Below are 21,011 nucleotides of genomic sequence, written 5' to 3'. Positions count from 1 at the left end.
GCTTTTATAAACATGTTATTTGGTTATAAAAAACAGTATTCATCTATAAAAATAATTGTGATTCATAAAATCGCTCTTAACTTGCCATTTCTCTATATTTAGAAGAGTAAGCCCAAACATAATAACGGCTTATTATGCCTCAAAGCCTACCAAATAAATAAGGCTATGTTGTAATCTTTACTTACAATTACCTGCACGCTATCGGCACCAATATTATTAAGTATTAATAGGTACTTTCAAAAACACCTTATTAGAATCATTGCTTTAAAACAATAGTTATTTATTTGCTTTTTAATGACTTCTACGCTGACAACTTGCGCGCTAAATCACTGTGCAGTTCTATTTGTGCAGACAATTGATGTTATACTAAAGGGATTAATTTGCACATTTAAACGCTGTTAAGCAGGTTTGCTGTTATTGGTTTATAGCAAAATCAGCCCTAGCGTTTTTAACACTATTTCTGAAAACCTTTATTGATTGCCCTATTCTAAGCGGTTTTAAGCACTACCATTTAGAGCAGCGCCGCATATTTTAGTAATACCGATATTCATTGTATTAATGGCTATCCAAGTGCCGCGCTCAGCATAGGCTCACGATTTATGAGCCTTGATATGGGGGCATAAGTGCATACTCATATTTTGCATTACTTTCATAACCTATTTTGCTTTGGTTTTATTTAAAACCCAGCTAGATTCAATACATTTACACAACCTATTGATAGGAACAATAACAATGTCAAAAGACACCACCAAAGATACTGACAATCCCAACTTTAATTCGTCAAACGAGGCCAATACAGGCTCTAAATCGCAAGACAGCGTTACTTTTGCGTTAGCACAATCGCATTTTTTGGTCGGCGATATCACCGCCAATGCTGAAAAAATGCGCGCCCTTGCCCTACAAGCCCGTGAGCAAGGCGCTGATGTCATCATTTTCCCAGAGCTTGCTTTATTAGGCTATCCTCCGCAAGATTTGCTGCTACGTCCTAGCCTATCTGGCCGTGTCAAAAGCGCGCTGTCTAGCCTGAGTGATATCGATGATATCGTGATGATCGTGGGCTATCCGCATGTCGATCATCATGGTACCTTTAACTCGGCGGCGATTTTGCATAACGGTCATCAAAAAGGCTTTTATCATAAGCAAATCTTACCAAATTATGGCGTTTTTGATGAGCGTCGTTATTTTGATAAAGGTCGCAATCAAGTCTTATTTGACTATAAAGGCATTACCATTGGTCTGCTAATCTGCGAAGATTTGTGGGAAAAAGGTCCGATTGCTGAGCTTAAAAAACAAGGTGCTGACCTTGTGGCCTGCTTAAATGCCTCACCGTTTGAGATTGAAAAACAAGACAATCGTAAAACCATGCTCGCCAAACGTAGCCGCGAAAATAATCTGCCAATTATTTATCTTAATGCCGTTGGCGGGCAGGATGATTTGGTATTTGACGGCGGCTCTATGGCCATCCAATCTGATGGCAGCGTTGCTCATGAAGCGTCGCGCTTTATGAATCAGCTCATGCTGACGACGTTTGACGTAAAAACCGCAAAATTCGATATGCAAACAAAAGCGCCATTGTCATTAAGCCGCGAGTCGGAGATGTACCAAGCGTTGGTCGTCGGTCTACGTGATTATGTCAATCTTTCGGGTTTTACTGGTATTATCGTTGGCTTGTCAGGCGGTATCGACTCAGCGTTAACCTTATGTATCGCTGTCGATGCGCTGGGTGCTGATAAAGTCTATGCGGTGATGATGCCGTACGAATATACTTCTCAAATCAGTTTAGAGGACGCGCAAGCGCAAGCCCGCCGCTTAAACGTTTCTTATACGGTTTGCCCGATTTTTGACGCCGTTGAAGGCATACGTCATACTTTAGCGCCATTATTTAACAAATCGCCTGCTGATACCACCGAAGAAAATATCCAAGCGCGCGCACGCGGTGTGGTACTAATGGCCTTGTCTAATAAATTTGGGCATTTAGTCATCACCACAGGTAATAAATCAGAGCTAGCAGTTGGTTACTCGACTTTATACGGTGATATGGCAGGTGGTTTTGACGTACTAAAAGACGTTTATAAAACGCAAGTTTATAAGCTTGCCAGCTACCGCAACCGCTTAGAAGACACGCCAGTTATTCCTGAGCGCGTTATCATACGTCCGCCATCTGCTGAGCTACGTCCTGATCAAGAAGACCAAGACAGCTTGCCAGACTATGATGTGCTAGATGGAATTTTGATGTCGTATATCGACGAAGATATGGGCTATCAAGATATTGTCGATAAAGGATTTGATGCCGATTTGGTCGCTAAGGTGATTAAAATGGTTGATAATAGCGAATTCAAACGTGCTCAAGCGCCGATTGGGACTAAAATCAGCCATAAAGCCTTTGGCCGTGAACGCCGTTTTCCTTTAGTCAATAAATGGTCGATAAAAGGCTAAGCGTCAACGACTAAAGTTGCTATTTCAATCTTTTAGATGTCTCTGTAGTCTGAATACACTATTCTTTAAATAGAGGCTAAAAGGTTGAATAACTTTACGTTTCTATATAATTTGATATAATATAATCAGAAAATTTTATAATAAGCTGGGTACTTACCCAGCTTTTTTAGTTTTTATTGATAAATTTTTCTTTATATAAGACTCTTTGAATAAATAATTAAACCCAGTTCTCTACTTTTCTATATTTCAACTACTCTCAATTTAACTACCCTACCTATCGTTATCCGAGTCCGTCATGAGTTTGCTAACCGCTAGTATCTTTCTTTTATTATTACTGGCTTTGAGTGCCTTTGTTTCTGGGGCAGAAATTGCTATCGCTGCTGGTCGCAAGATTAAGCTGCAAATCATGGCAAAAGAAGGCGAAGTCCGCGCCCTTGATGTTTTGCATATGCAAGAAAATCCTGGCGGATTTATTACGGTGGTGCAAGTCGTGCTTAATGCCGTCGCTATCTCAGCAGGTGCGGTTGGTGAGTCGGCGATTAGCCCGTATTTACAACTGCTAGTCAAGAATGAAGCGGTGTCATCGGTTATCTCATTTGTCGTGATTACCAGCTTATTTTCCCTACTTGCCGATTTGATGCCCAGACGTTTGGCGATGTCTAATGCAGAAGTTTTTGCAGTGCGGCTGGTACGCCCTATGATGGCGCTGACATTTATTTTTAAGCCCGTTATTTGGGTCTTTGATGGCGCAGCAAACCTGATTTTTGAATTTTTTAGTATCTCAACCACGCGCCAAGATGACATGACGCCAGAAGACATTTATGCGGTGATGGACGCGGGCGCCGAAGCTGGGGTAATCAAAAAACAAGAACATCATTTGATTGAAAATATCTTTGAGATGCAAGAACGTACCGTTACTTCGGTCATGAATCCGCGTGAGCATATCGTCTATTTTGATAGCAAGACTAGCACCGAAGAAGTGGTTGAGGTAATGATTGCCCAGCCACACAATAAGTTTTTGGTCTGCGAGGAAGACGATTTAGAGCAAATTATCGGCTATGTAGAATCGCGCAGCTTTCTAGCTTTGGTGCTCAATCAGCAAGAAGTTAGCCTAACCGATAAAGCGCTATTAAAACCGGCATTATTTGTACCTGATACCTTGTCTTTGTTTGAAGTGTTAGAGATGTTTAAATCAACCGGCGCTGACTTTGCCGTGATCGTCAATGAATATGGCTTGGTGGTTGGTGTCATTACCCTGCGTGATGTAATGAGTATTGTCATGGGCGAGCTGGTCACAGTTGAGGAGCAGCCTATCGTACAGCGCACCGATAACTCTTGGCTTATCGATGGCATGACGCCCATTGAAGATGTGGTTCGCGCGCTCGATATCGTTAATTTACCGCGCAGTCAAAATTATGAAACCATCAGCGGCTTTATGATGTATATGCTGCGCAAAATTCCTAAGAAAACCGATACTATCGAATACGCCAACTATCGCTTTGAGATTATCGCGACTGACAATCTGAAAATTACCCAGCTACTCGTCACTAAACTTGAAGAAAAAGTTTTATAAAGGCTGCATTTTAAAGTGCACTTCACGATAAATAACCGTATAAATTTAGAGAGTTTAACTCTCAATTAATGGGTTTAATAAGAATACAGAAATCAGGTACGCGCCCCAAATATCGCCGTGCCGACGCGTACCATCGTAGAACCATTGGCAATCGCGGCGCTCATATCGTCACTCATGCCCATACTCAGCGTATCCCACTGCTTTAATTCCGGATATTCTCGCTTGATACTATCAAATAACTGCTTGATGCGAACAAAAGCATCAGTATTGGCTTTTGCGGGAATAATCATCAGCCCGCGCAATTGCAAGCGCTCGTACTCTTTAATCGCGCTTATCAAGTCTGGCAGCTCAGCTGGCAAACATCCTGACTTACTGTCTTCATTATCAATATTAACTTGTATCAACACATTAAGCGCTGGCAGCTCGGCTGGGCGCTGCTCATGTAAACGTTTGGCGATAATCTCACGTTCAAGCGTTTGCACCCAATCAAAATGCTCTGCAATATCACGGGTTTTATTACGCTGAATACTGCCAATATAATGCCAAACGATGTGTTCACAGTCTGGCTGTTGTCGTAAAGCTTGTATTTTCTCAATAGCCTCTTGCAAATAATTTTCACCAAAATCATGCTGCCCTTGACGCGCTAACGTCGCAATCATCTTAGCAGGTTTGGTTTTAGACACTGCTAATAAAGTGATCTCGTCTTTTTGTCTTTGCGCTTGTACAGACGCTTGCGCCACCTGCTCGTTTACTTGCTGCCAATTTTCAACCAATTCTGCCGCCTCAAAATCATCTTCATTATTTTTTTCACTAGGTAAACTCGTAGCGTTGTTTTGTGGTGTAGAGGTAGTGTTCATAAAAAACTCACAGAAATATTAGGGGATTATTTTAAGAATTATCAATAAAAGGAAATATGAATTTAAGTAATGGATATTCCGAGAGGAAGCTAGTATTAACGTCCTATTAACGAAACAACAAATATTCGGACTATTTTTACATTTTGTGCATATAGTAGATGGTTAAATAGCAGCAGGCTTGTTATCATATTGTTACGTGGTCTAACATATGCTATCGAAAAAATTACTAATCGTAACAAAGAAGATCGCCACATTTTAAGATGATTGACTAAAAGGGCGTTTTAGAATGAAAGTTCGTTATCCATTCTACGCACTTTTTGGCTCATTTTTATTCATTGATAGGAATATCCAATTATGGCTGAGCAGAATAATTTAAACATCGAAGACTTGTTGCGCTTTACGGTTAAGCACAAAGCGTCGGATTTACATATTTCAGCCGGTATGCCAGCGATGATTCGTGTCGATGGTGAGATGACCCGTATTAATATGCCTGAAATGACGCATCAAGTGGTGCATCAGCTTATTTATGACATCATGAATGATAAGCAACGCGCTGACTTTGAAGAGTTTTTTGAGACCGACTTCTCTTTTGAGATTCCAAATCTAGCACGTTTTCGTGTCAATGCCTTTAACCAGAACCGCGGCGCTGGCGCTGTTTTTCGGACCATTCCTTCTAAAGTTCTTACTATGGAAGACTTAGGTATGGGTGACGTCTTTAAACGAGTATCTGACTTTAAACGCGGTGTGGTACTGGTCACAGGTCCAACGGGTTCAGGGAAATCTACCACGCTTGCTGCCATGATCGATTATATCAATGAAACCCGTAAAGAGCATATTTTAACCATTGAAGACCCGATTGAATTTGTCCACGAGTCTAAAAAGAGCTTGATTAACCAACGTGAAGTCCACCGCGATACCTTAGGTTTCGAGCCAGCATTGCGCTCTGCCCTACGTGAGGATCCAGACGTTATCCTGGTTGGTGAGTTACGTGACCTTGAGACCATTCGCTTGGCATTGACCGCCGCTGAAACAGGGCATTTGGTCTTTGGCACCTTGCACACCAGCTCTGCTGCCAAAACCATTGACCGCGTGATTGACGTCTTCCCTGCAGCCGAAAAAGATATGATACGGGCGATGCTCTCAGAGTCGCTACAAGCGGTCATCTCACAAACGCTACTACGTCGGCAAACCGGCGGACGTATTGCTGCTCATGAAATCATGCTGGGCACGCCTGCGATTCGTAACTTGATACGTGAGAATAAAATCGCGCAGATGTATTCTGCTATTCAAACAGGTGCTGGTGAAGGCATGATTACTCTTGATCAAACGCTTAAAAACTTGGTTTCAAAAGGCACAATCAGTAAAGATGTCGCTCGCCCTTATGCTAAGCAGCCTGAAGCCTTTATTTAGTATGGGTTTACATAGTATTAAAATCTTTAACATAAATTTTTGTTAAAGTTATAGATAAATGATCAAAAACTTTTATTCAGCTTTAGTTATTTCAACGATTGTTATTGCCCGCTTTAAAAGTTTATTGCAGCAGTTTTAAACTATATATTCCAAATGTAGGTACGTTATGGACATTGATAAGCTTTTACAATTAATGATTAATAAAAACGGCTCTGACCTTTTTATTACTGCTGATGTCGCGCCGTCCATGAAAATCAATGGCAAAATCTTGCCGGTGGGTAAAACGCCGTTAACCGCTGAGCAGACCATGAGATTGGTCAAAGGGGTGATGACCCCAAGCCAGCAAAAAGAATTTGACGAAACCAACGAGTGTCAATTTGCGATTTCAGATCAAGCGCAGCAAGCGCGCTTTCGGGTAAGTGCTTTTATTCAGCGCGACATGGCAGGGATGATTTTACGGAAAATCGAAAATAAAATCCCGACCGTTGAAGAGCTGCGCCTGCCCCCAGCGCTAAAAGAGCTGGCCATGAAAAAGCGCGGTATTATCTTACTCGTTGGCGCGACAGGTACGGGTAAATCAACTACCCTTGCGGCGATGATTGGCCATCGTAACCAGAATTCACACGGTCATATTATTACCATCGAAGATCCGATTGAGTTTGTGCATAAGCACCGCGGTTGTATCATTACCCAGCGCGAAGTTGGTATCGACACCCATTCTTTTGAGGCAGGTCTTAAAAACACCTTGCGCCAAGCGCCTGATGTGATTTTGATTGGTGAGATTCGTAACCGCGAGGTTATGAGCTACGCGATTCAATACGCTGAAACGGGGCATTTGGTCTTTGCAACTTTACACGCCAATAACGCCAACCAAGCGATTGACCGTATCATTCACTTTTTTGAAACCAGTCGCCATAATCAGTTGTTTATGGATTTGTCCTTGAACTTGCAAGCTATTATTGCTCAGCAATTGATTCCAACGCCTGATGGTAAAGGACGCCGCGCTGCTATTGAGATTCTCTTAAACTCACAGCTGATCAGCGACTATATCCGTAAAGGCGAGGTGCACGAAATCAAAGATGTGATGACGCGCTCACGTGATAGCGGCATGCAAACCTTTGACCAAGCGCTGTTTGATTTATATGAAAATGGTGAAATCACTTATAAAGAAGCCATTCTGCACGCTGACTCCCCTAACGATTTACGCTTAAAGATTAAGTTAAGTGGTAAAAATGGCAACGTCAACCTAGATGAAGGTGCCGATAGTTTATCGTTAGACATCACTTAATATGGCACTACTTACCTAGAATTTTCCCATAAAAAAGCCCTCATCGAATGTGAGGGCTTTTTTATAGTTTTTAAATTAACAGTTTTTTAGAGATTATCAATATCAGATAATCAATTTCCCAAACGCTTACTTAGCGTTGTCTCGACAAGCTTGATTATCACAAATACCGTATAGCACCAAAGAATGACCAGATAGCTTAAAGCCATGCTCTGCCGCTACTTTGGTCTGCTCTTCTTCAATGGTTTTGTTATGGAACTCGACGATTTTGCCGCACACATCACAAACCAGATGGTCATGATGCTCTTCTTGAGTAATCTCAAACACTGATAAATTGTTTTCAAAGTTATGGCGCTCAACGATACCGGCTTGCTCAAACTGGGTTAATACGCGATAAACGGTTGCCAGTCCCACATCTTCGCCTTGATCAATCAGTGCTTTATATACCTCTTCAGCACTCATATGATGCAGCTCTGCACTTTCAAGCAGCTCTAAAATTTTGATACGTGGTAACGTTACTTTTAAACCCGCTTTACGTAAATCTTGATTGGTAAAAGAAGCCATAATATCCCTTCTGACTATGAAAGTCTTAGCAAATGAATTCAAAAAACAGGAGTTAAATAAACATCAATAGTTAATAATAAGTGCTGATAAAATATAAAAACAATAAAAAATGAGCGATTATTCAGAGCATTTTTTTGTGAAAAATCGCTGCCAAGTGTTTGAATTTAAAATATAAATAATAAAGGCGGTAAGATAGCGCTTGGTAAATAATGTCGTAAGTGGTAGGCAATTGCAAGTAAATGACGTATCATTTGTGCAAGATTGCCTGCAAGACCCCCATTATCGGTTTTTAGCAGCGCCTAACCCATTTTTTATGAGTCATCTTACCATGATAAAGACCTTTAATTTTCGTTCGTTAAGCTCTACAAACGCCTTACGCAAGATTACCATGACGACTATGCTCAGTGCCACTGTGGCTATGTCTGGCTGCTCATTACTGAGTGTCTATAAAATTGACTTGCCCCAAGGCACTGCCATTACCCAAGCGCAAGCGCAAAAAGTGCAAGTAGGTATGAATCAAAATCAGGTGCTTTATATTCTTGGTAGCCCAGCAATCAGAGACACGCTCGCGCCAAAACGCTGGGACTACATTTACGACTATAAAGCCGGAACAGAAGGTCGCCGTAAAGGTATCGCCGATGTCAAAAATGCCAGCCAGCATTTGATTGTTTATTTCGACGATAACGGTATAGTGACCCGCATTGAAGGTATCGATAGCCTGCCTGCATCATAAGTCTGATAGAAATTTCTAAAAACTAACCGCGAGATTTATTTTTGCGCTGAGACATGGGATCAGCGCTTAAGCTGCGATATACCTCTACCCGATCAGACGGCTGCAATATATAATTGAGCGGCTGCTTTTGCGCATATACTCCCACATGCCAACGCTTAGCCGTTGGCGTTGTCGTATTGGCAACCTGTTCACACCAGCTTGCTAGCTCTTCAAACTGTTTTAGCCAACCTGCCTGAGCCAAGGCCTCATACAAAGTTGTGCCCTGACTGACTTGAACAGTTTGGTAATGCTGGCGCGACGCCTCTTCTGCATACGCCAGATATACTGTTATCAAATCACTCTGCTCAGCCTGAGCTGGGTTAACGTTAACTTCATCTTTATCAGCTGTACTATGGTTAGCAGCGGTCATCAGCTTAACCACTGCATCACCCAACCGATTAACGCTAACAGTAACGCCAGCGGCACAATAAGGCGTATCGCCACCCGCCACAAGTTATAAAAAGCTTCATTGTCAAAGTTTAAAGACTTACGCAAATGGCTGATTTTCATCTGCCAACCAGCAAAAACGGACAATAAGAGCACGGCGATACTACTGATAATCACCAAAATACCGACTAGCCAATTGGTCGGTATGGCGACGACTAACAATAGCGCTAGCACAAACGTTAATACCACGCTGACTAGCAAACCAAATTTATGCGCCAATTGCTGAGAGCTATAATGTAATAAATAGCTGGCCACAAATACGACACCGATCCAATACGATAGCTGCCCAATCGGTGTTAGCGCCATGCCGCTGATGAATAAAGCGACCACACCAACGACTAGCTGTAATACCCAAATCGGTAGAACCAACTTGGTTGCGCGATATGCTGGCGCGGCACTATTACGAGTGGTTTGCGCATTGTGATTATCAGTCCCTACTGCCGTGACCGTTTGCTTGCTAATTAAGTTTTGACCAAACCAGTATAAACCTGTACCCGCACCGACGCTCACTAATGCCAACGCCACGGCGCGCGCCCATTCACTTAAGCTGACATCAGTCATGGCAAAAGCGATATTTGGCAGACCGTTGGCAACACCCAATAATAAACCGATCAACATTAAACCTAAGCCAATTGGTAACGGCGCCACGCCGAGTAAGCTTAATAAGACGGCAATGACCATTAATCCTGCCGCAATAGCAAAGCTTGGTACATTAGGTACGCTGTTGAGCTCCGTCAAAGCGGCTAAAATGCCGGTGCTTGCTCCCGATATGACAAGCGCAGCAATGAGGACAGAAACCAGTGACGCGAGCCAGCCAAAACTGCGCCAAAAGGTGCTGACATCGGCTTCGCGTGTGAGCTTTTGCATACCTGCCAGAGGTGCTTCAGCACTACGATAAGCCAAAGCAATTTCTGCATAAACGACGGGCAGCGAAACCAATACCATCGCCACAAGCCACAGCAACCAAAAGTCAATCTCGCCTATAGATGCAGGTGCAAACCAGCGAAATAACAATAGCGGTAGCAGCGCGGCGATAAAGTAAGAAGCGTAGCGAATCATCATAATCTAAATCCAAGCGATTCAAAGTGAATAATAGTTAAGGCTATAAAGTACTGATAGACATCTATATTTTCTATGATAGCGTCATATGAAAGCCGCTTAATTGTTATAAGGGTTATCAAAGCTTATGCAAATTATATAAGGACAAATAGTTATAAAAAAACCCCGAAATCGGGGTTTAAGAGCTAAATCATAACGGCGGCAGCAAATTGTTTCACTTATTATATAATCTCACTAAGCGCGTCAAAGTGCGAGCCGCTATATAGGTAGCCAATTAGTGAATCGCGCTCACATAATCTGACAAGATACGAATATCGCGATCAGACAGTTTTGCCGCAACCATCTGCATCATACCCATCTCGCCTTCTTTTTCCGCATCGTTAACACGTTTTTGCTCATCGCTATCGATATCATCAACACGACCAGCAGCACGGAAAAGCTTTAGCTGAGTGGAAATATATTCAGCGTGCTGTCCGCCTAAACGCGGAAATGCAGCCCAAACGTTACCCGCCGCATCTGGACCATGACAGCCTGCACAACCGATAACGCCACGTGATTTATCACCACCTAAAAACAGCTTAGTTGCTTCTTGCGTAGTGGCAGGATTACCAAATGCGACGCCCCAAGGTTTTTGGCTGGCATAATAGCCTGCGACGTTGGCTAAATCTTGCTGAGACAAATTGGCAACTTGTGATTGCATGATACCGTTTTTACGGTAGCCTGATTTAAAATCGACCAACTGCTTATATAAGTACTTTACGTTTTGACCGCCAAGATTTGGCTGTGCTGGCACAGGACTGACACCATCAACACCATGACAAGCCGCACAAACGGTTTCTGCAATTTGCTTACCTGCATTGACGTCATGTTCAGGAACAATAATAGCAGCTTGTACGCTGAAACTTGCAACACATAAGCTGGCGGCAGCGATTAACTTTTTCATTGATACAAATCCTACTAACTCGACGTAAGCATTATTTAGAGTGATTGCATTATCAAAAGCCGCACCCACTACAAAGATAGCATCCGATCAGCTACGCTATGTATTACGCGGTCTTTATCACAAGCAGCCCGAAAGTACTTACTAATATCAGGGTTTATTTTGGATTATTATAGCAAGACTTTTTACTATTTGCCTACTTAATCGTAGCATTGGTTATTTTTTCTGGCGGTTCGACATTTATTCACTTAATAAAAAAAACAAAAAGCGCAATAGGTTTGTTAACCTAGCGCCCCATATCGTTTATCTCGACAGTTATTTGAGCTTTAAACGCTTGCTTATTACTTGCTCATATACTCGATAAGCTTGCGATAATCCTCATCACTACAGTTTTGGCATAAGCCACCCGCTGGCATTTGAATCATGCCATTTTTGACAGACTTAACCAACGCTGGCATACCTTTTTGTTTGATAAGCTGTTGCCATTTGGCACTATCGCCTTTTTTAATCGCATTGAGTGCGCCACTATCGTGACAGGCGGCACATGAGTTATTATAGGATGTTGCAATATCGGCGGCGCCTGCACTACTGATCGTCGCCATACCAATGATTAAAGCAGCACTACTGGCAGCTAAGAAACGATAGCTTTTGGCAAAAATGTCGGTGATTGAAAACATAAGACACCTCGTATCTTTTTCGTTTGCTTAATCCATGATTTTATTAAGCGTTTATTGTGCAATTGTCATCCACTTTATCTGACTAAATATTGTAACAATATATGTCATATTAATATATATAAATATGGTTTAGCTTTGTTAACAACGTTTATTTAAATAAAAATCGGGGCTCAAACACGATTTTATTTATGGTTATGTTGTCATTAATATGAGGGTAATTGCCTTTATTTCAATAACTAAGCGCTATAATAGTATAGAATAGGCGTTATCCTAAAATGCTCATGTTATTAACGGCCTACTTTTGCCGCTCACCTATTTTTGGCTTTGCTTACTGCCCTATTTTATTCACAAACTTTTCACTACTGTATCTAATTTTTTAAGATTAATGAGTCATTTATGAGTACCCCGTTTAAAGATGTCACCGCCGAACATGCGGATTTTAATACCAAAGCCCGTCAGCGCATTCAGCAAACTGAATTTATGACGTCCGCGCCGACTTTTCGTCTTTGTCCGCCCGATGTTGGGCTTGAAGTCGCTTTTGCTGGTCGCTCGAACGCGGGAAAGTCGTCCGCTATCAACGCCCTAACCAATCAGCGCCAACTGGCACGTTCGTCTAAAACGCCTGGGCGTACGCAAATGATTAACTTTTTTAGTATCGGCGATACCGATACGCGTTTGGTTGATTTGCCGGGTTATGGTTACGCGGCGGTGCCACTTGAGATGAAAAAAGAATGGCAGGTTGAGCTTGAAGAATATCTGGTATCGCGCTCAAGTCTAGCAGGTTTGGTACTGATGACCGATATCCGTCATCCGCTTAAGTTCTTTGATGAGCAAATGCTACATTGGGCAAAAGATGGCGAGTTACCCGTGCATATTTTGCTCACCAAAGCCGATAAGCTTAAATATGGCGCATCTAAAACTGCCCTGCTTAATACCCGTAAAAGACTTAAGCAGTTGGGTTTAGACTGCACGATACAGTTGTTTTCCGCATTAAGAAAAGAAGGTCTTGATGAGCTGGCAGGCGTCATGGGTAATTGGTATCAATATCAGGCCAAGGAGGATAAAAATGCTGAAGCGTCTGTTATTGAAAACCAAGAAAATAGAATAGAAACTAGCGACCAAAGCGCTGATAAGCAAAAAGGTACTGAATAAATTATCGTATTTGATGATTTAGAGGCTTATTTAAAGGCTAACCTGATTTAAAGACCGCCGCTTTTGCAAACGCTAAGCAGAAATTAAGAAGAGTTTATCATTTATAACGATAAACCCTTCTTTTATGGGTATTTTTTGAAAAATCTATTTGTTAAGATTAAATGAGGTTTTGGTTAAGCACTTAATTTATGCACATAACAATGCCACTAATTCTTGCGGCGTGTCCACTTGATAAGTTGGCTGCTCGGCAGCAAGCTCGCTGCTTGACGCTGTGCCATAATTGACCGCAATACTGGTCATGCCCAAACGATTGGCCATTTGTATATCGTAGATACTGTCACCGATAAATACTGCCTGCGAGATTGACTGCTTGGTGTAGTCTAAGATATCGCTCAGCATTTGCGGATCAGGTTTGGAGCCGGATTCATCAGCACAGCGCGTGATGGTAAAATAGTGATGGCTAGCAGAAGCCTCTAATACTCGATCTAGCCCCTTTCTTTTTTTGCCGGTAGCGACCGCAAGCTGTTTATCTTGCTGCTTTAACGTCAGGAGCATTTCGTCTATCGGCATAAAAAACGGCGTACGATGGCTGTTCGGAATATAATAATCCGCATAGCTTTGCTGAATGGCAAGCTTTTGCGTATCGCTTGCTTGCGGATATAAAATCTCAATGCCGTGCATTAAGCTTAGCCCAATAATGTCTTTGACGGCCTGATCGGTAGTCGTAAAGCCATGCGCCTCGCCTGCTACATGCATCGACTCAACGATTAGGCCAATCGAATCCATCAAGGTACCATCCCAATCAAAAATAATCAGCGTTTTATCAGCTAAATGATGCTCAGCTGCTAATTCAGAAGTATTGGTTGGCGCTGTTTTGTTAGCGCTAGATGCTGTCATGGACTAACCCTTTACAAATAACAAATGGCAAATATAAAAATGTCACAGGTCCTTATTTAGCGAATGTATGCGCAAATAAGCAACTGCGACGATTGTGTTAAATAGTCATTTCAAAACTGCATTGACTATCAGTCTTTAAACAGCCTTTAAAAAGAGATTTTTAAAACTTATTCAGGCAGCTGCATATCTGCTGGTAACCAATCTTTCATCTCATCTGGTAATGGCGCGGTAATGGTTTCATAGCCAGGAATATCCAAGCGCCACGCATGTAAACACAAACGATGCACGCCCGATTTGTCATGCACATTGTATTTATCGTCACCTAATATAGCATGGCCGATATGCGCCAAATGTACGCGAATTTGATGGGTGCGACCGGTCAAAGGTTTTGCTTCAAGCAGGCTCACTGGCTGGTCGTTCAGCGTAAAGCGGCCACGCACAATGATATCGGTCTGGCTTTCTTTGGCTTGTGGGTCTTGCGCATCTACTTTTACGCGGCGCTCACCGCTAGCCAGCGTATAGCGCAGTAAAGGCGCGTCGATACGCTGCTCATTGAGCGCAGGTTGACCTTTCGCTAGGCAAAGATAATGCTTTTGGATGGTTCTATCGACAAGATGCTGCTGGAGCACTTTCAACGTTGAGCGCTTTTTAGAAATCATCAGTAGACCTGAAGTATCTTTATCGATACGATGAATCAGCTCGAGATACTTTTTACCTGTCACTTCGCGCATGGCCTCGATAACGCCAAAATCTAAACCACTACCGCCATGCACAGCAATACCAGCAGGCTTATTAAGTACGATTAGACCCTCATCTTCGTAGACTACCCGCGCCAATAAGCTATTGGCAAATTCAGCGCTGATAATCGGTTTGTCACGGGTCGCGAGCTGTACAGGCGCAATACGCACCACGTCTTCGCGCTGCAATCTGTCATGCGCTTTACAGCGTTTATTATTAACGCGCACTTCATCTGAGCGAATCATCTTGTAGATGTGGGATTTCGGCAAACCTTTTAGGCGATTAAGTAAAAAGTTATCCAAACGCTGGTCGTGCTGATGGCGCGTGACTTCAAGGTAATTGACCTTTTCAAAGTTACTGATTTCGTCATCGGCACTTTGCGGGCGCGTTTTGCTATTAAAGATAGCGGGCGCTTCATGGATAGGCTGTTCGGTTGGCATTTTTGAGTTTGTCATTTTTAGTTAGGTATTTACACAAAGATTTGCTATAGTTTAGCATGTTGAGCGCCAATTAAGCAGAGGCTGCGACAATAATTCCTTGTTGTTACAGACAATATTGCGCCGTTGCTACTCCTGGTTAGTCAGGCGATGGCAGTTATAAAGGTTGCCAAACTTGTGCGTTTCATCTGATTTTAAGGGTGTTATATCCCTTGATATACCCTATAATGCCCCATAAATTGTAAGAACAACGCTGATAATTATCTATATATAGGATGTATCAGTACCCAAAATTTTTAGTACAACGTTTTTTAGTAATATAGTTTTTTATCAAGACAAAACACGGTGATATTAAACGACATCGCTTCGATAAATTGGCTAACAACCATTTTATCGCGCGATAACAACATAACATTTACTCACTACCGCCTAACCACGACTTATTTTGATAATTATTTATCACGCATAACTAATTATCAGCCAGTCCTTTAGCGCACAGTTGAGCAAGTATGGGTCGCTTAGAGCCAGAATCGAGCATCATTGATTGATTATCGATAGCTGCCTGAGTATTGGTGGTCAAACAGAGCACGCGAAGTAGGATAGACAAGAGACACCGCGCCGATAAGCCGGTCATTTATTCTGTTTGCCAAGTACGCCCCGCTGATGATTAGAGCAGCGCCACCTAGCTTTAAGTTACCCCAGATATTTTTGACGTGATAGCCAAAAGAACGATAAATAAAGAATGACCAATTGCTTTACCTAAAAGGATAACCGCTGCACGGTACTGTTTTATGCACTAGCACTTACCGATAAAACAGTTCTTTATTAACAGCGCTATGATTGCTAGACCTTGATTGATTAATTGTGACAACACGATGCTTTTTTGGTAATTGTGACCTCTTAAATCTCAGTCCTTATCCATCGCCGCCCTTACAAGGTGTGCGGATTAAACTTGGATAAATGACTGTCAAAAAGACCACAAACCCGCACGTGCCTTAATCGTTAGACCAAGCCTACTCATAATATGATATAGACAGTAGCTTTACACCCTACCTTGTCTATATAAACGTTACCGACATTAGCAGGATAAATGGCTAATACATTTTAGGTTAACAGCAGTTACGAAAAGCTCATGTGCTTGCCGATATTTCTGCTTTACGTTCTCCCGCTCATTAACATCTACTCAGGTTAATTTACCCTTAACCGCACTTGCTCCCTTGCCCGAAAGCCTGCCCCGTCGTTGTTATGCGTACTCATAGGATTCAAACATGAAACGCATTTTAATCAACGCTACTCAAAACGAAGAAATTCGCGTTGCCCTTTGTAAAGGTAATCATCTTTACGATTTCGATTTAGAAAACCGTACCCGCGAGCAAAAAAAATCCAACATTTATAAAGGTCACGTCACCCGTGTCGAGCCTTCGCTTGAAGCGGTATTTGTCGAATATGGCTCACAGCGCCAGGGCTTTTTGCCGATTCGTGAAATCTCTGCTGAATATCTAAGCGGCAATCCACGCGATGAAAACATCAAAAAATTGATCAAAGAAGGCGATGAGCTTATCGTCCAAGTCGAAAAAGAAGAGCGCGGCAATAAAGGTGCGGCTTTATCAACGTATGTATCTTTGGCAGGGCGTTATTTGGTATTGATGCCAAACAATCCTCGTGGCGGCGGTATTTCGCGTCAAATCTCGGGCAAATTGCGCGAAGATATGAAGCGTATGCTCGGCAATCTTGATTTGCCAAAAGGCATGAGCGTCATCATTCGTACTGCGGGTATTGGTAAAACCCAAGAAGACTTGCAACACGATTTAAATCACTTGCTTAATATCTGGCAAGCCATCCAAGAACAAAATCAAAAATATCCGTCACCGCGTTTGGTGCACCAAGAAGCAGGCGTCGTCACCCGTGCCGTGCGTGATTATCTACGCGATGATATTAGCGAGATTTGGATTGATAACGAAAACGCTTATATCGAAGCGGCCGGTTTTATCGATGCCGTGATGCCAAAACAAGCAGAAAAATTGCGTAAATATACCGATTATGAGCCGATGTTTTCGCGCTTTAATATCGAAAAGCAGATTGAAACAGCTTATCAGCGTGAAGTTCGCTTGCCATCAGGTGGCTCAATCGTTATTGACCAAACTGAAGCCTTAGTATCTATCGATATCAACTCAGCAAAATCAACCAAAGGCTCAGATGTTGCTGAAACTGCCTATCATACCAACCTAGAAGCTGCCGATGAGATTGCGCGTCAATTGCGCCTGCGCGATATGGGCGGTTTGATTGTTATTGACTTCATTGATATGAATGACAATAAGCATCAAAAGGAAGTGGAAAAACGTCTGGTTGACGCGACCAAATATGACCGCGCGCGTGTACAGTTTGGTGATATTTCTAAATTTGGTTTGATGGAAATGAGCCGTCAGCGCCTGCGCCCATCGCTAGAAGAGTCGACCGGCTATATTTGCCCGCGTTGCCATGGCAATGGCATGATTCGTGATTTGCGCTCGCTATCATTGTCGATTATGCGTCAGATTGAACAAATTGCCCTAAAAGAACGTCAAGGCGAAGTGCAGGCGGAAGTACCAACTGATATTGCTGCGTTCTTATTAAACGAAAAGCGCGATAGCTTGGTTTATTTGGAGCAAGACAGCGGTACGCGTATCACGATTTTGCCGCACGCGCATTTAGAATCGCCGAACTTTAAGCTGCATTTTAATCGTGATGGCTTTGCGCCATCGAGCTATGAGCGTATCACTGATACCCAGCAGCAAGAGCACAGCGACCTAGGTTATAACGTCGATTGGCAGACCGCTGATTCAGTGCGCCCTGAGCAGCAGCCGACGCGTCAGCCACGTCAAGTAGCTGATAATAGCAGCAATAAAAACAGTCAAACGACTCCTCGTGCCAACAGTCAGCAGCAAAATACGACTAGTCATAGCAATGACCATCGTAGCAATGCTAATGCTAATGGCAGCAATGCTGCACCAGCACGTGCGCCGCAACCACAAACGCAGTCACAAACTCAGTTACAAAACGCGCCAACTGTTGCGACTACCGCGCCGCCAGTAGCTTCGCAAAACAATAACGCGACTACCGCCCAACCGCAAGCAGTCGCTTGGTTATCGAATTTATTTGCTCAAGCACCACAAGCATCGACGACGCCTAAAGTCAGTAGCCGTGATGCCGCCGAAGCCATTGAAGCACTGGTAAATACTGGCGCCCAAAGTCTTGGCTCGTTTGGACAAATCGACAACAACGCCTTAGATGCCAACACTCAAGCCGCAGCAGCGCCGCAAGCGGCAAGCAATCAGCAAAGTACTGAGCAACAGCCGAATACTAATCGCCAGCAAGCCGCTAATAGCAATACTGATGATAATAACGACGCTGAAGACAGAAGAAGACGTAAACCGCGTAAATCAAGACCTTCTAAAACGCGTCAAAGAAAAGAACAGTCAGATGAGTCAAATGGTAATGCTGCTAGCAACAACGTAGAAGGCAGCCACTCAACCAGCACTGACGACAAGCAGGCTGATAATCAAGATAAACGTCAGCATGATAATCGACGCACCAACGACCGTAATCGCAACAACCGTCAAGACAGTGGTCGTAATGGACATGACAATAGCAATAGCGAGCACAATGACGCTGCTAGGAAAGACGCTAATACCACAGATGAGCAAACGCGTGCCAAGCGTAAATCAAATAGCCAGCGCTCCTCACGCGGAAAAATTGAGCGCGGTGAGACGTTAAGTGCGAATAACGAGCACAGCAATAAAGAGACCAGTCATAGCAATGACAAAAATCAGACCAGTACCCGCCGCAACCAAGACCCTAATGAAGTGGTGTTACAGGTCAATGAAGCGGCTACAGAGCTCAAGTCGCCAGAAGTTGTGCACTTGTCTTTAGATGATAGTAAATCTGTAGCAGCCACTCGCCAAGCGCCTGAAAAGCAAAGCGCTGAGAAAGCTAGCAATGAAGCTGATAAGCAGAAAGCAAGTAAGGAAGACAGCACTCCGGAAAATGCGGATAAGCAGGAAGCCGTTGAGCAAATGACTGACAGTCAAGCTGCTAAAAACAGCCGTGACTCGGTTGATAGTAGTCCAAAAACCAGTACGCAAACTGTGACTGCCGACGCTGCTAAAAGTGACAATCCTGCAAGTGGCGATGCGGTGGTAGCGGCAGCAAAAATGGACGACGCTAAGACAAGCACCACTGAAGACAAAGTACAAAAGTCTGACGCTAACTCTGTAGACGAGCGTAATGTCGAGGCTACGAAACCAGCAGCGGATGAGCAATCGACCTCTAAAAGTCGTAGTGCTGTCAAAACTAGCGACAAAGCTGATGATGTAGCACCTACCGAAGCGCAGAAAACTGCTGCTGATGTTGATGCTAATACAGATAATACTGACAGTAGCAATCAAGCAGCGTTTGAGATTGACCATGAAGCTTTATTTGCCAAGCGTTATGTAACGGCTGAAAAGTTCGGTCAAGCCAGCAATGATCCTCGCGTAGTTCGTCGTCAGCAGGCTCAAGTCTCGTCAACTACAACGTCGAATGAGCAAACGCCTGTGGTAAATGAGCAACGCGCTGTGAACGTTCCAGCTATCCGCGGTACGGTTGGTGAGTTTATCCGCGCAACCTTGCCAGAGGCGCAAGCGCGTTTAGCCGCTGAAGGCGTGATTAATTGCTTTAATGCGGCTATCGCTTTGCATCTAGAGCAAGCTAACGCTGTTAACGTAAAGGTAGATAGTAACAACGAGTCTAAAGTCGAGACTGGCAAGACTGCCAAGCAAGATTTTGACTTTAGTAACTATGGTTATGAGCCTTTAGCAGCGGACTATCTCGCACGCTTTGAGGCGATGACGCAAGCCGTCAGTCAATTTGCTGCGGCGCAGGGTAAAACAGCCGTTCAGCCCCGCCCTATTAGCAAGCGGGCGAGCAACGACCCACGTGGTCAGCATCCTGACTATCAGGAGCCAGCTGCAACCACAGTCGCCGAAGCGGCCAAAAAGGACGCTTTAGCGGCCAACAGCAATGCTGACGCTGACATTAACGTTGACGCTCAGAATGTAGACGCCACTGCACTGGCCAATCAAAGTCAGACAGACGATGTCAGCGCCGATAGTGAAGAGTTGCTAAAAGTAGAGCAAGCGCTCGAAGCAGAAGACTCGGGGCAATCTGATGTTGATGCCGTAGAAGCGCAAAACCTTGAAGCAGCAGATACTAAAGTTACCGATGCTGAAGTTAAAGATACTGATTCTGAAATCAGCGTTTCTGATGTCGAGCAAAGCGAAACCGAGCAAGCGTCTGAGTCAACTGAACAGCTATCAGAGCAAGCGACGAAAGAGGAAATTCAGGCGGCGAAGTCAAAAACGACCATCGCCAGTTATAAAAACATGATCGAAAATGTGGCTGAGCAATTACTACCACAAAAAGGCATGTTTAATTTAACCACGCCAAAAGTGCCAAAAGCGCGGACGCGTAAGCCGAAAGCGGAGCATAAAAAGCCAACGCAAGCGGAAAAATCAGAAAATGACGATTCTGATAGCGAAAGCTAATAGCTATCATTAATACTCTTTTATAAAATATCAAAGCCCCAAAGTTGTTAGCAACTTTGGGGCTTTTTAATCAATATATCTTTATAGCGATCTTTTATAGTCAAAACATCCTAAAAACGCGACAGTATTGCTGATATCAATTTTTTGTAGCCTCTGTCTGCGTAGGCACAGCAAGCGAGAAAAATTGATATCAGCAGTGCGTGATG

Annotated in this window: 15 protein-coding genes; 7 read left to right on the top strand and 8 right to left on the bottom strand. The window is 43.3% G+C overall.

Translation table 11 applies throughout. The annotated features are described in order from the left end of the window. Positions 1-732: 732 nt before the first annotated feature. Positions 733-2,436, top strand: coding sequence for an NAD+ synthase (locus ACPEGP_RS10875; RefSeq protein WP_423813425.1), 1,704 nt, complete (start codon positions 733-735; stop codon positions 2,434-2,436). A 295-nt stretch (positions 2,437-2,731) separates the two neighbouring features. Continuing rightward, a complete protein-coding gene (locus ACPEGP_RS10870) occupies positions 2,732-4,009 on the top strand; it encodes a hemolysin family protein (protein WP_198328760.1) in 1,278 nt (425 codons plus the stop codon). A gap of 92 nt (positions 4,010-4,101) precedes the next feature. Here the strand turns inward: ACPEGP_RS10870 and ACPEGP_RS10865 are convergent, their stop codons facing one another. After that, the gene (locus ACPEGP_RS10865) at positions 4,102-4,866 is read right to left on the bottom strand and encodes a YggS family pyridoxal phosphate-dependent enzyme (protein ID WP_423813424.1); all 765 of its coding nucleotides are present in this window, start codon (positions 4,864-4,866) and stop codon (positions 4,102-4,104) included. A gap of 354 nt (positions 4,867-5,220) precedes the next feature. On the opposite strand from ACPEGP_RS10865, the gene ACPEGP_RS10860 reads away from it, so the two are divergent. Beyond that, positions 5,221-6,276, top strand: coding sequence for a type IV pilus twitching motility protein PilT (locus tag ACPEGP_RS10860; protein ID WP_423813423.1), 1,056 nt, complete (start codon positions 5,221-5,223; stop codon positions 6,274-6,276). Between the two features lie 166 nt (positions 6,277-6,442). Next, positions 6,443-7,564, top strand: a complete 1,122-nt coding sequence (locus ACPEGP_RS10855) for a PilT/PilU family type 4a pilus ATPase (protein WP_200662538.1) — start codon at positions 6,443-6,445, stop codon at positions 7,562-7,564. 126 nt (positions 7,565-7,690) lie between these two features. On the opposite strand, the gene fur is transcribed toward ACPEGP_RS10855, so the two are convergent. Continuing rightward, positions 7,691-8,125, bottom strand: coding sequence for a ferric iron uptake transcriptional regulator (gene fur, locus ACPEGP_RS10850; RefSeq protein WP_068406404.1), 435 nt, complete (start codon positions 8,123-8,125; stop codon positions 7,691-7,693). A gap of 313 nt (positions 8,126-8,438) precedes the next feature. Here fur and ACPEGP_RS10845 point away from each other — a divergent pair, with 313 nt between their 5' ends. Then, positions 8,439-8,858, top strand: a complete 420-nt coding sequence (locus ACPEGP_RS10845; RefSeq protein WP_144297409.1) for an outer membrane protein assembly factor BamE — start codon at positions 8,439-8,441, stop codon at positions 8,856-8,858. Positions 8,859-8,880: 22 nt separating this feature from the next. Here ACPEGP_RS10845 and ACPEGP_RS10840 read toward each other — a convergent pair whose 3' ends face one another. The 4 genes from ACPEGP_RS10840 to ACPEGP_RS10825 form a co-directional block, all read right to left on the bottom strand. Further along, positions 8,881-9,267: an RnfH family protein gene (locus tag ACPEGP_RS10840; RefSeq protein WP_423813422.1), complete on the bottom strand. Its 387-nt coding sequence runs from the start codon at positions 9,265-9,267 to the stop codon at positions 8,881-8,883. After that, the gene (locus ACPEGP_RS10835) at positions 9,267-10,406 is read right to left on the bottom strand and encodes a hypothetical protein (protein WP_423813421.1); all 1,140 of its coding nucleotides are present in this window, start codon (positions 10,404-10,406) and stop codon (positions 9,267-9,269) included. Before ACPEGP_RS10835 ends, ACPEGP_RS10840 begins: the two co-directional genes overlap by 1 nt. A 271-nt stretch (positions 10,407-10,677) precedes the next feature. Then, positions 10,678-11,346: a c-type cytochrome gene (locus tag ACPEGP_RS10830; protein ID WP_423813420.1), complete on the bottom strand. Its 669-nt coding sequence runs from the start codon at positions 11,344-11,346 to the stop codon at positions 10,678-10,680. Between the two features lie 338 nt (positions 11,347-11,684). After that, positions 11,685-12,020, bottom strand: coding sequence for a c-type cytochrome (locus tag ACPEGP_RS10825; RefSeq protein ID WP_201590346.1), 336 nt, complete (start codon positions 12,018-12,020; stop codon positions 11,685-11,687). Between the two features lie 396 nt (positions 12,021-12,416). Between ACPEGP_RS10825 and yihA the strand changes: the two genes are divergently transcribed. After that, complete coding sequence (gene yihA, locus ACPEGP_RS10820; protein ID WP_423813419.1) at positions 12,417-13,172, top strand: ribosome biogenesis GTP-binding protein YihA/YsxC; 756 nt, start codon at positions 12,417-12,419, stop codon at positions 13,170-13,172. A gap of 186 nt (positions 13,173-13,358) precedes the next feature. Here the strand turns inward: yihA and ACPEGP_RS10815 are convergent, their stop codons facing one another. Then, entirely contained in the window at positions 13,359-14,069 is a 711-nt protein-coding gene (locus tag ACPEGP_RS10815; RefSeq protein WP_423813418.1) for an HAD-IA family hydrolase, read from the bottom strand. Positions 14,070-14,236: 167 nt separating this feature from the next. Then, a complete protein-coding gene (locus ACPEGP_RS10810) occupies positions 14,237-15,262 on the bottom strand; it encodes an RluA family pseudouridine synthase (RefSeq protein ID WP_423813417.1) in 1,026 nt (341 codons plus the stop codon). Positions 15,263-16,512: 1,250 nt separating this feature from the next. Between ACPEGP_RS10810 and ACPEGP_RS10805 the strand changes: the two genes are divergently transcribed. Beyond that, complete coding sequence (locus tag ACPEGP_RS10805) at positions 16,513-20,805, top strand: Rne/Rng family ribonuclease (protein ID WP_423813416.1); 4,293 nt, start codon at positions 16,513-16,515, stop codon at positions 20,803-20,805. Positions 20,806-21,011 lie beyond the last annotated feature (206 nt).

Origin of the sequence: Psychrobacter sp. 219-2-C (assembly GCF_049560815.1) — a bacterium.
GTDB lineage: Bacteria > Pseudomonadota > Gammaproteobacteria > Pseudomonadales > Moraxellaceae > Psychrobacter > Psychrobacter faecalis.
This window is presented reverse-complemented; position numbering and strand designations above follow the sequence as displayed.

Coding starts and splice junctions, on each gene's coding strand:
- ACPEGP_RS10875 (WP_423813425.1), top strand. CDS start 733: ATGTCAAAAGACACCACCAAAGATACTGACAATCCCAACTTTAATTCG.
- ACPEGP_RS10870 (WP_198328760.1), top strand. CDS start 2,732: ATGAGTTTGCTAACCGCTAGTATCTTTCTTTTATTATTACTGGCTTTG.
- ACPEGP_RS10865 (WP_423813424.1), bottom strand. CDS start 4,866: ATGAACACTACCTCTACACCACAAAACAACGCTACGAGTTTACCTAGT.
- ACPEGP_RS10860 (WP_423813423.1), top strand. CDS start 5,221: ATGGCTGAGCAGAATAATTTAAACATCGAAGACTTGTTGCGCTTTACG.
- ACPEGP_RS10855 (WP_200662538.1), top strand. CDS start 6,443: ATGGACATTGATAAGCTTTTACAATTAATGATTAATAAAAACGGCTCT.
- fur (WP_068406404.1), bottom strand. CDS start 8,125: ATGGCTTCTTTTACCAATCAAGATTTACGTAAAGCGGGTTTAAAAGTA.
- ACPEGP_RS10845 (WP_144297409.1), top strand. CDS start 8,439: ATGAGTCATCTTACCATGATAAAGACCTTTAATTTTCGTTCGTTAAGC.
- ACPEGP_RS10840 (WP_423813422.1), bottom strand. CDS start 9,267: ATGACCGCTGCTAACCATAGTACAGCTGATAAAGATGAAGTTAACGTT.
- ACPEGP_RS10835 (WP_423813421.1), bottom strand. CDS start 10,406: ATGATGATTCGCTACGCTTCTTACTTTATCGCCGCGCTGCTACCGCTA.
- ACPEGP_RS10830 (WP_423813420.1), bottom strand. CDS start 11,346: ATGAAAAAGTTAATCGCTGCCGCCAGCTTATGTGTTGCAAGTTTCAGC.
- ACPEGP_RS10825 (WP_201590346.1), bottom strand. CDS start 12,020: ATGTTTTCAATCACCGACATTTTTGCCAAAAGCTATCGTTTCTTAGCT.
- yihA (WP_423813419.1), top strand. CDS start 12,417: ATGAGTACCCCGTTTAAAGATGTCACCGCCGAACATGCGGATTTTAAT.
- ACPEGP_RS10815 (WP_423813418.1), bottom strand. CDS start 14,069: ATGACAGCATCTAGCGCTAACAAAACAGCGCCAACCAATACTTCTGAA.
- ACPEGP_RS10810 (WP_423813417.1), bottom strand. CDS start 15,262: ATGACAAACTCAAAAATGCCAACCGAACAGCCTATCCATGAAGCGCCC.
- ACPEGP_RS10805 (WP_423813416.1), top strand. CDS start 16,513: ATGAAACGCATTTTAATCAACGCTACTCAAAACGAAGAAATTCGCGTT.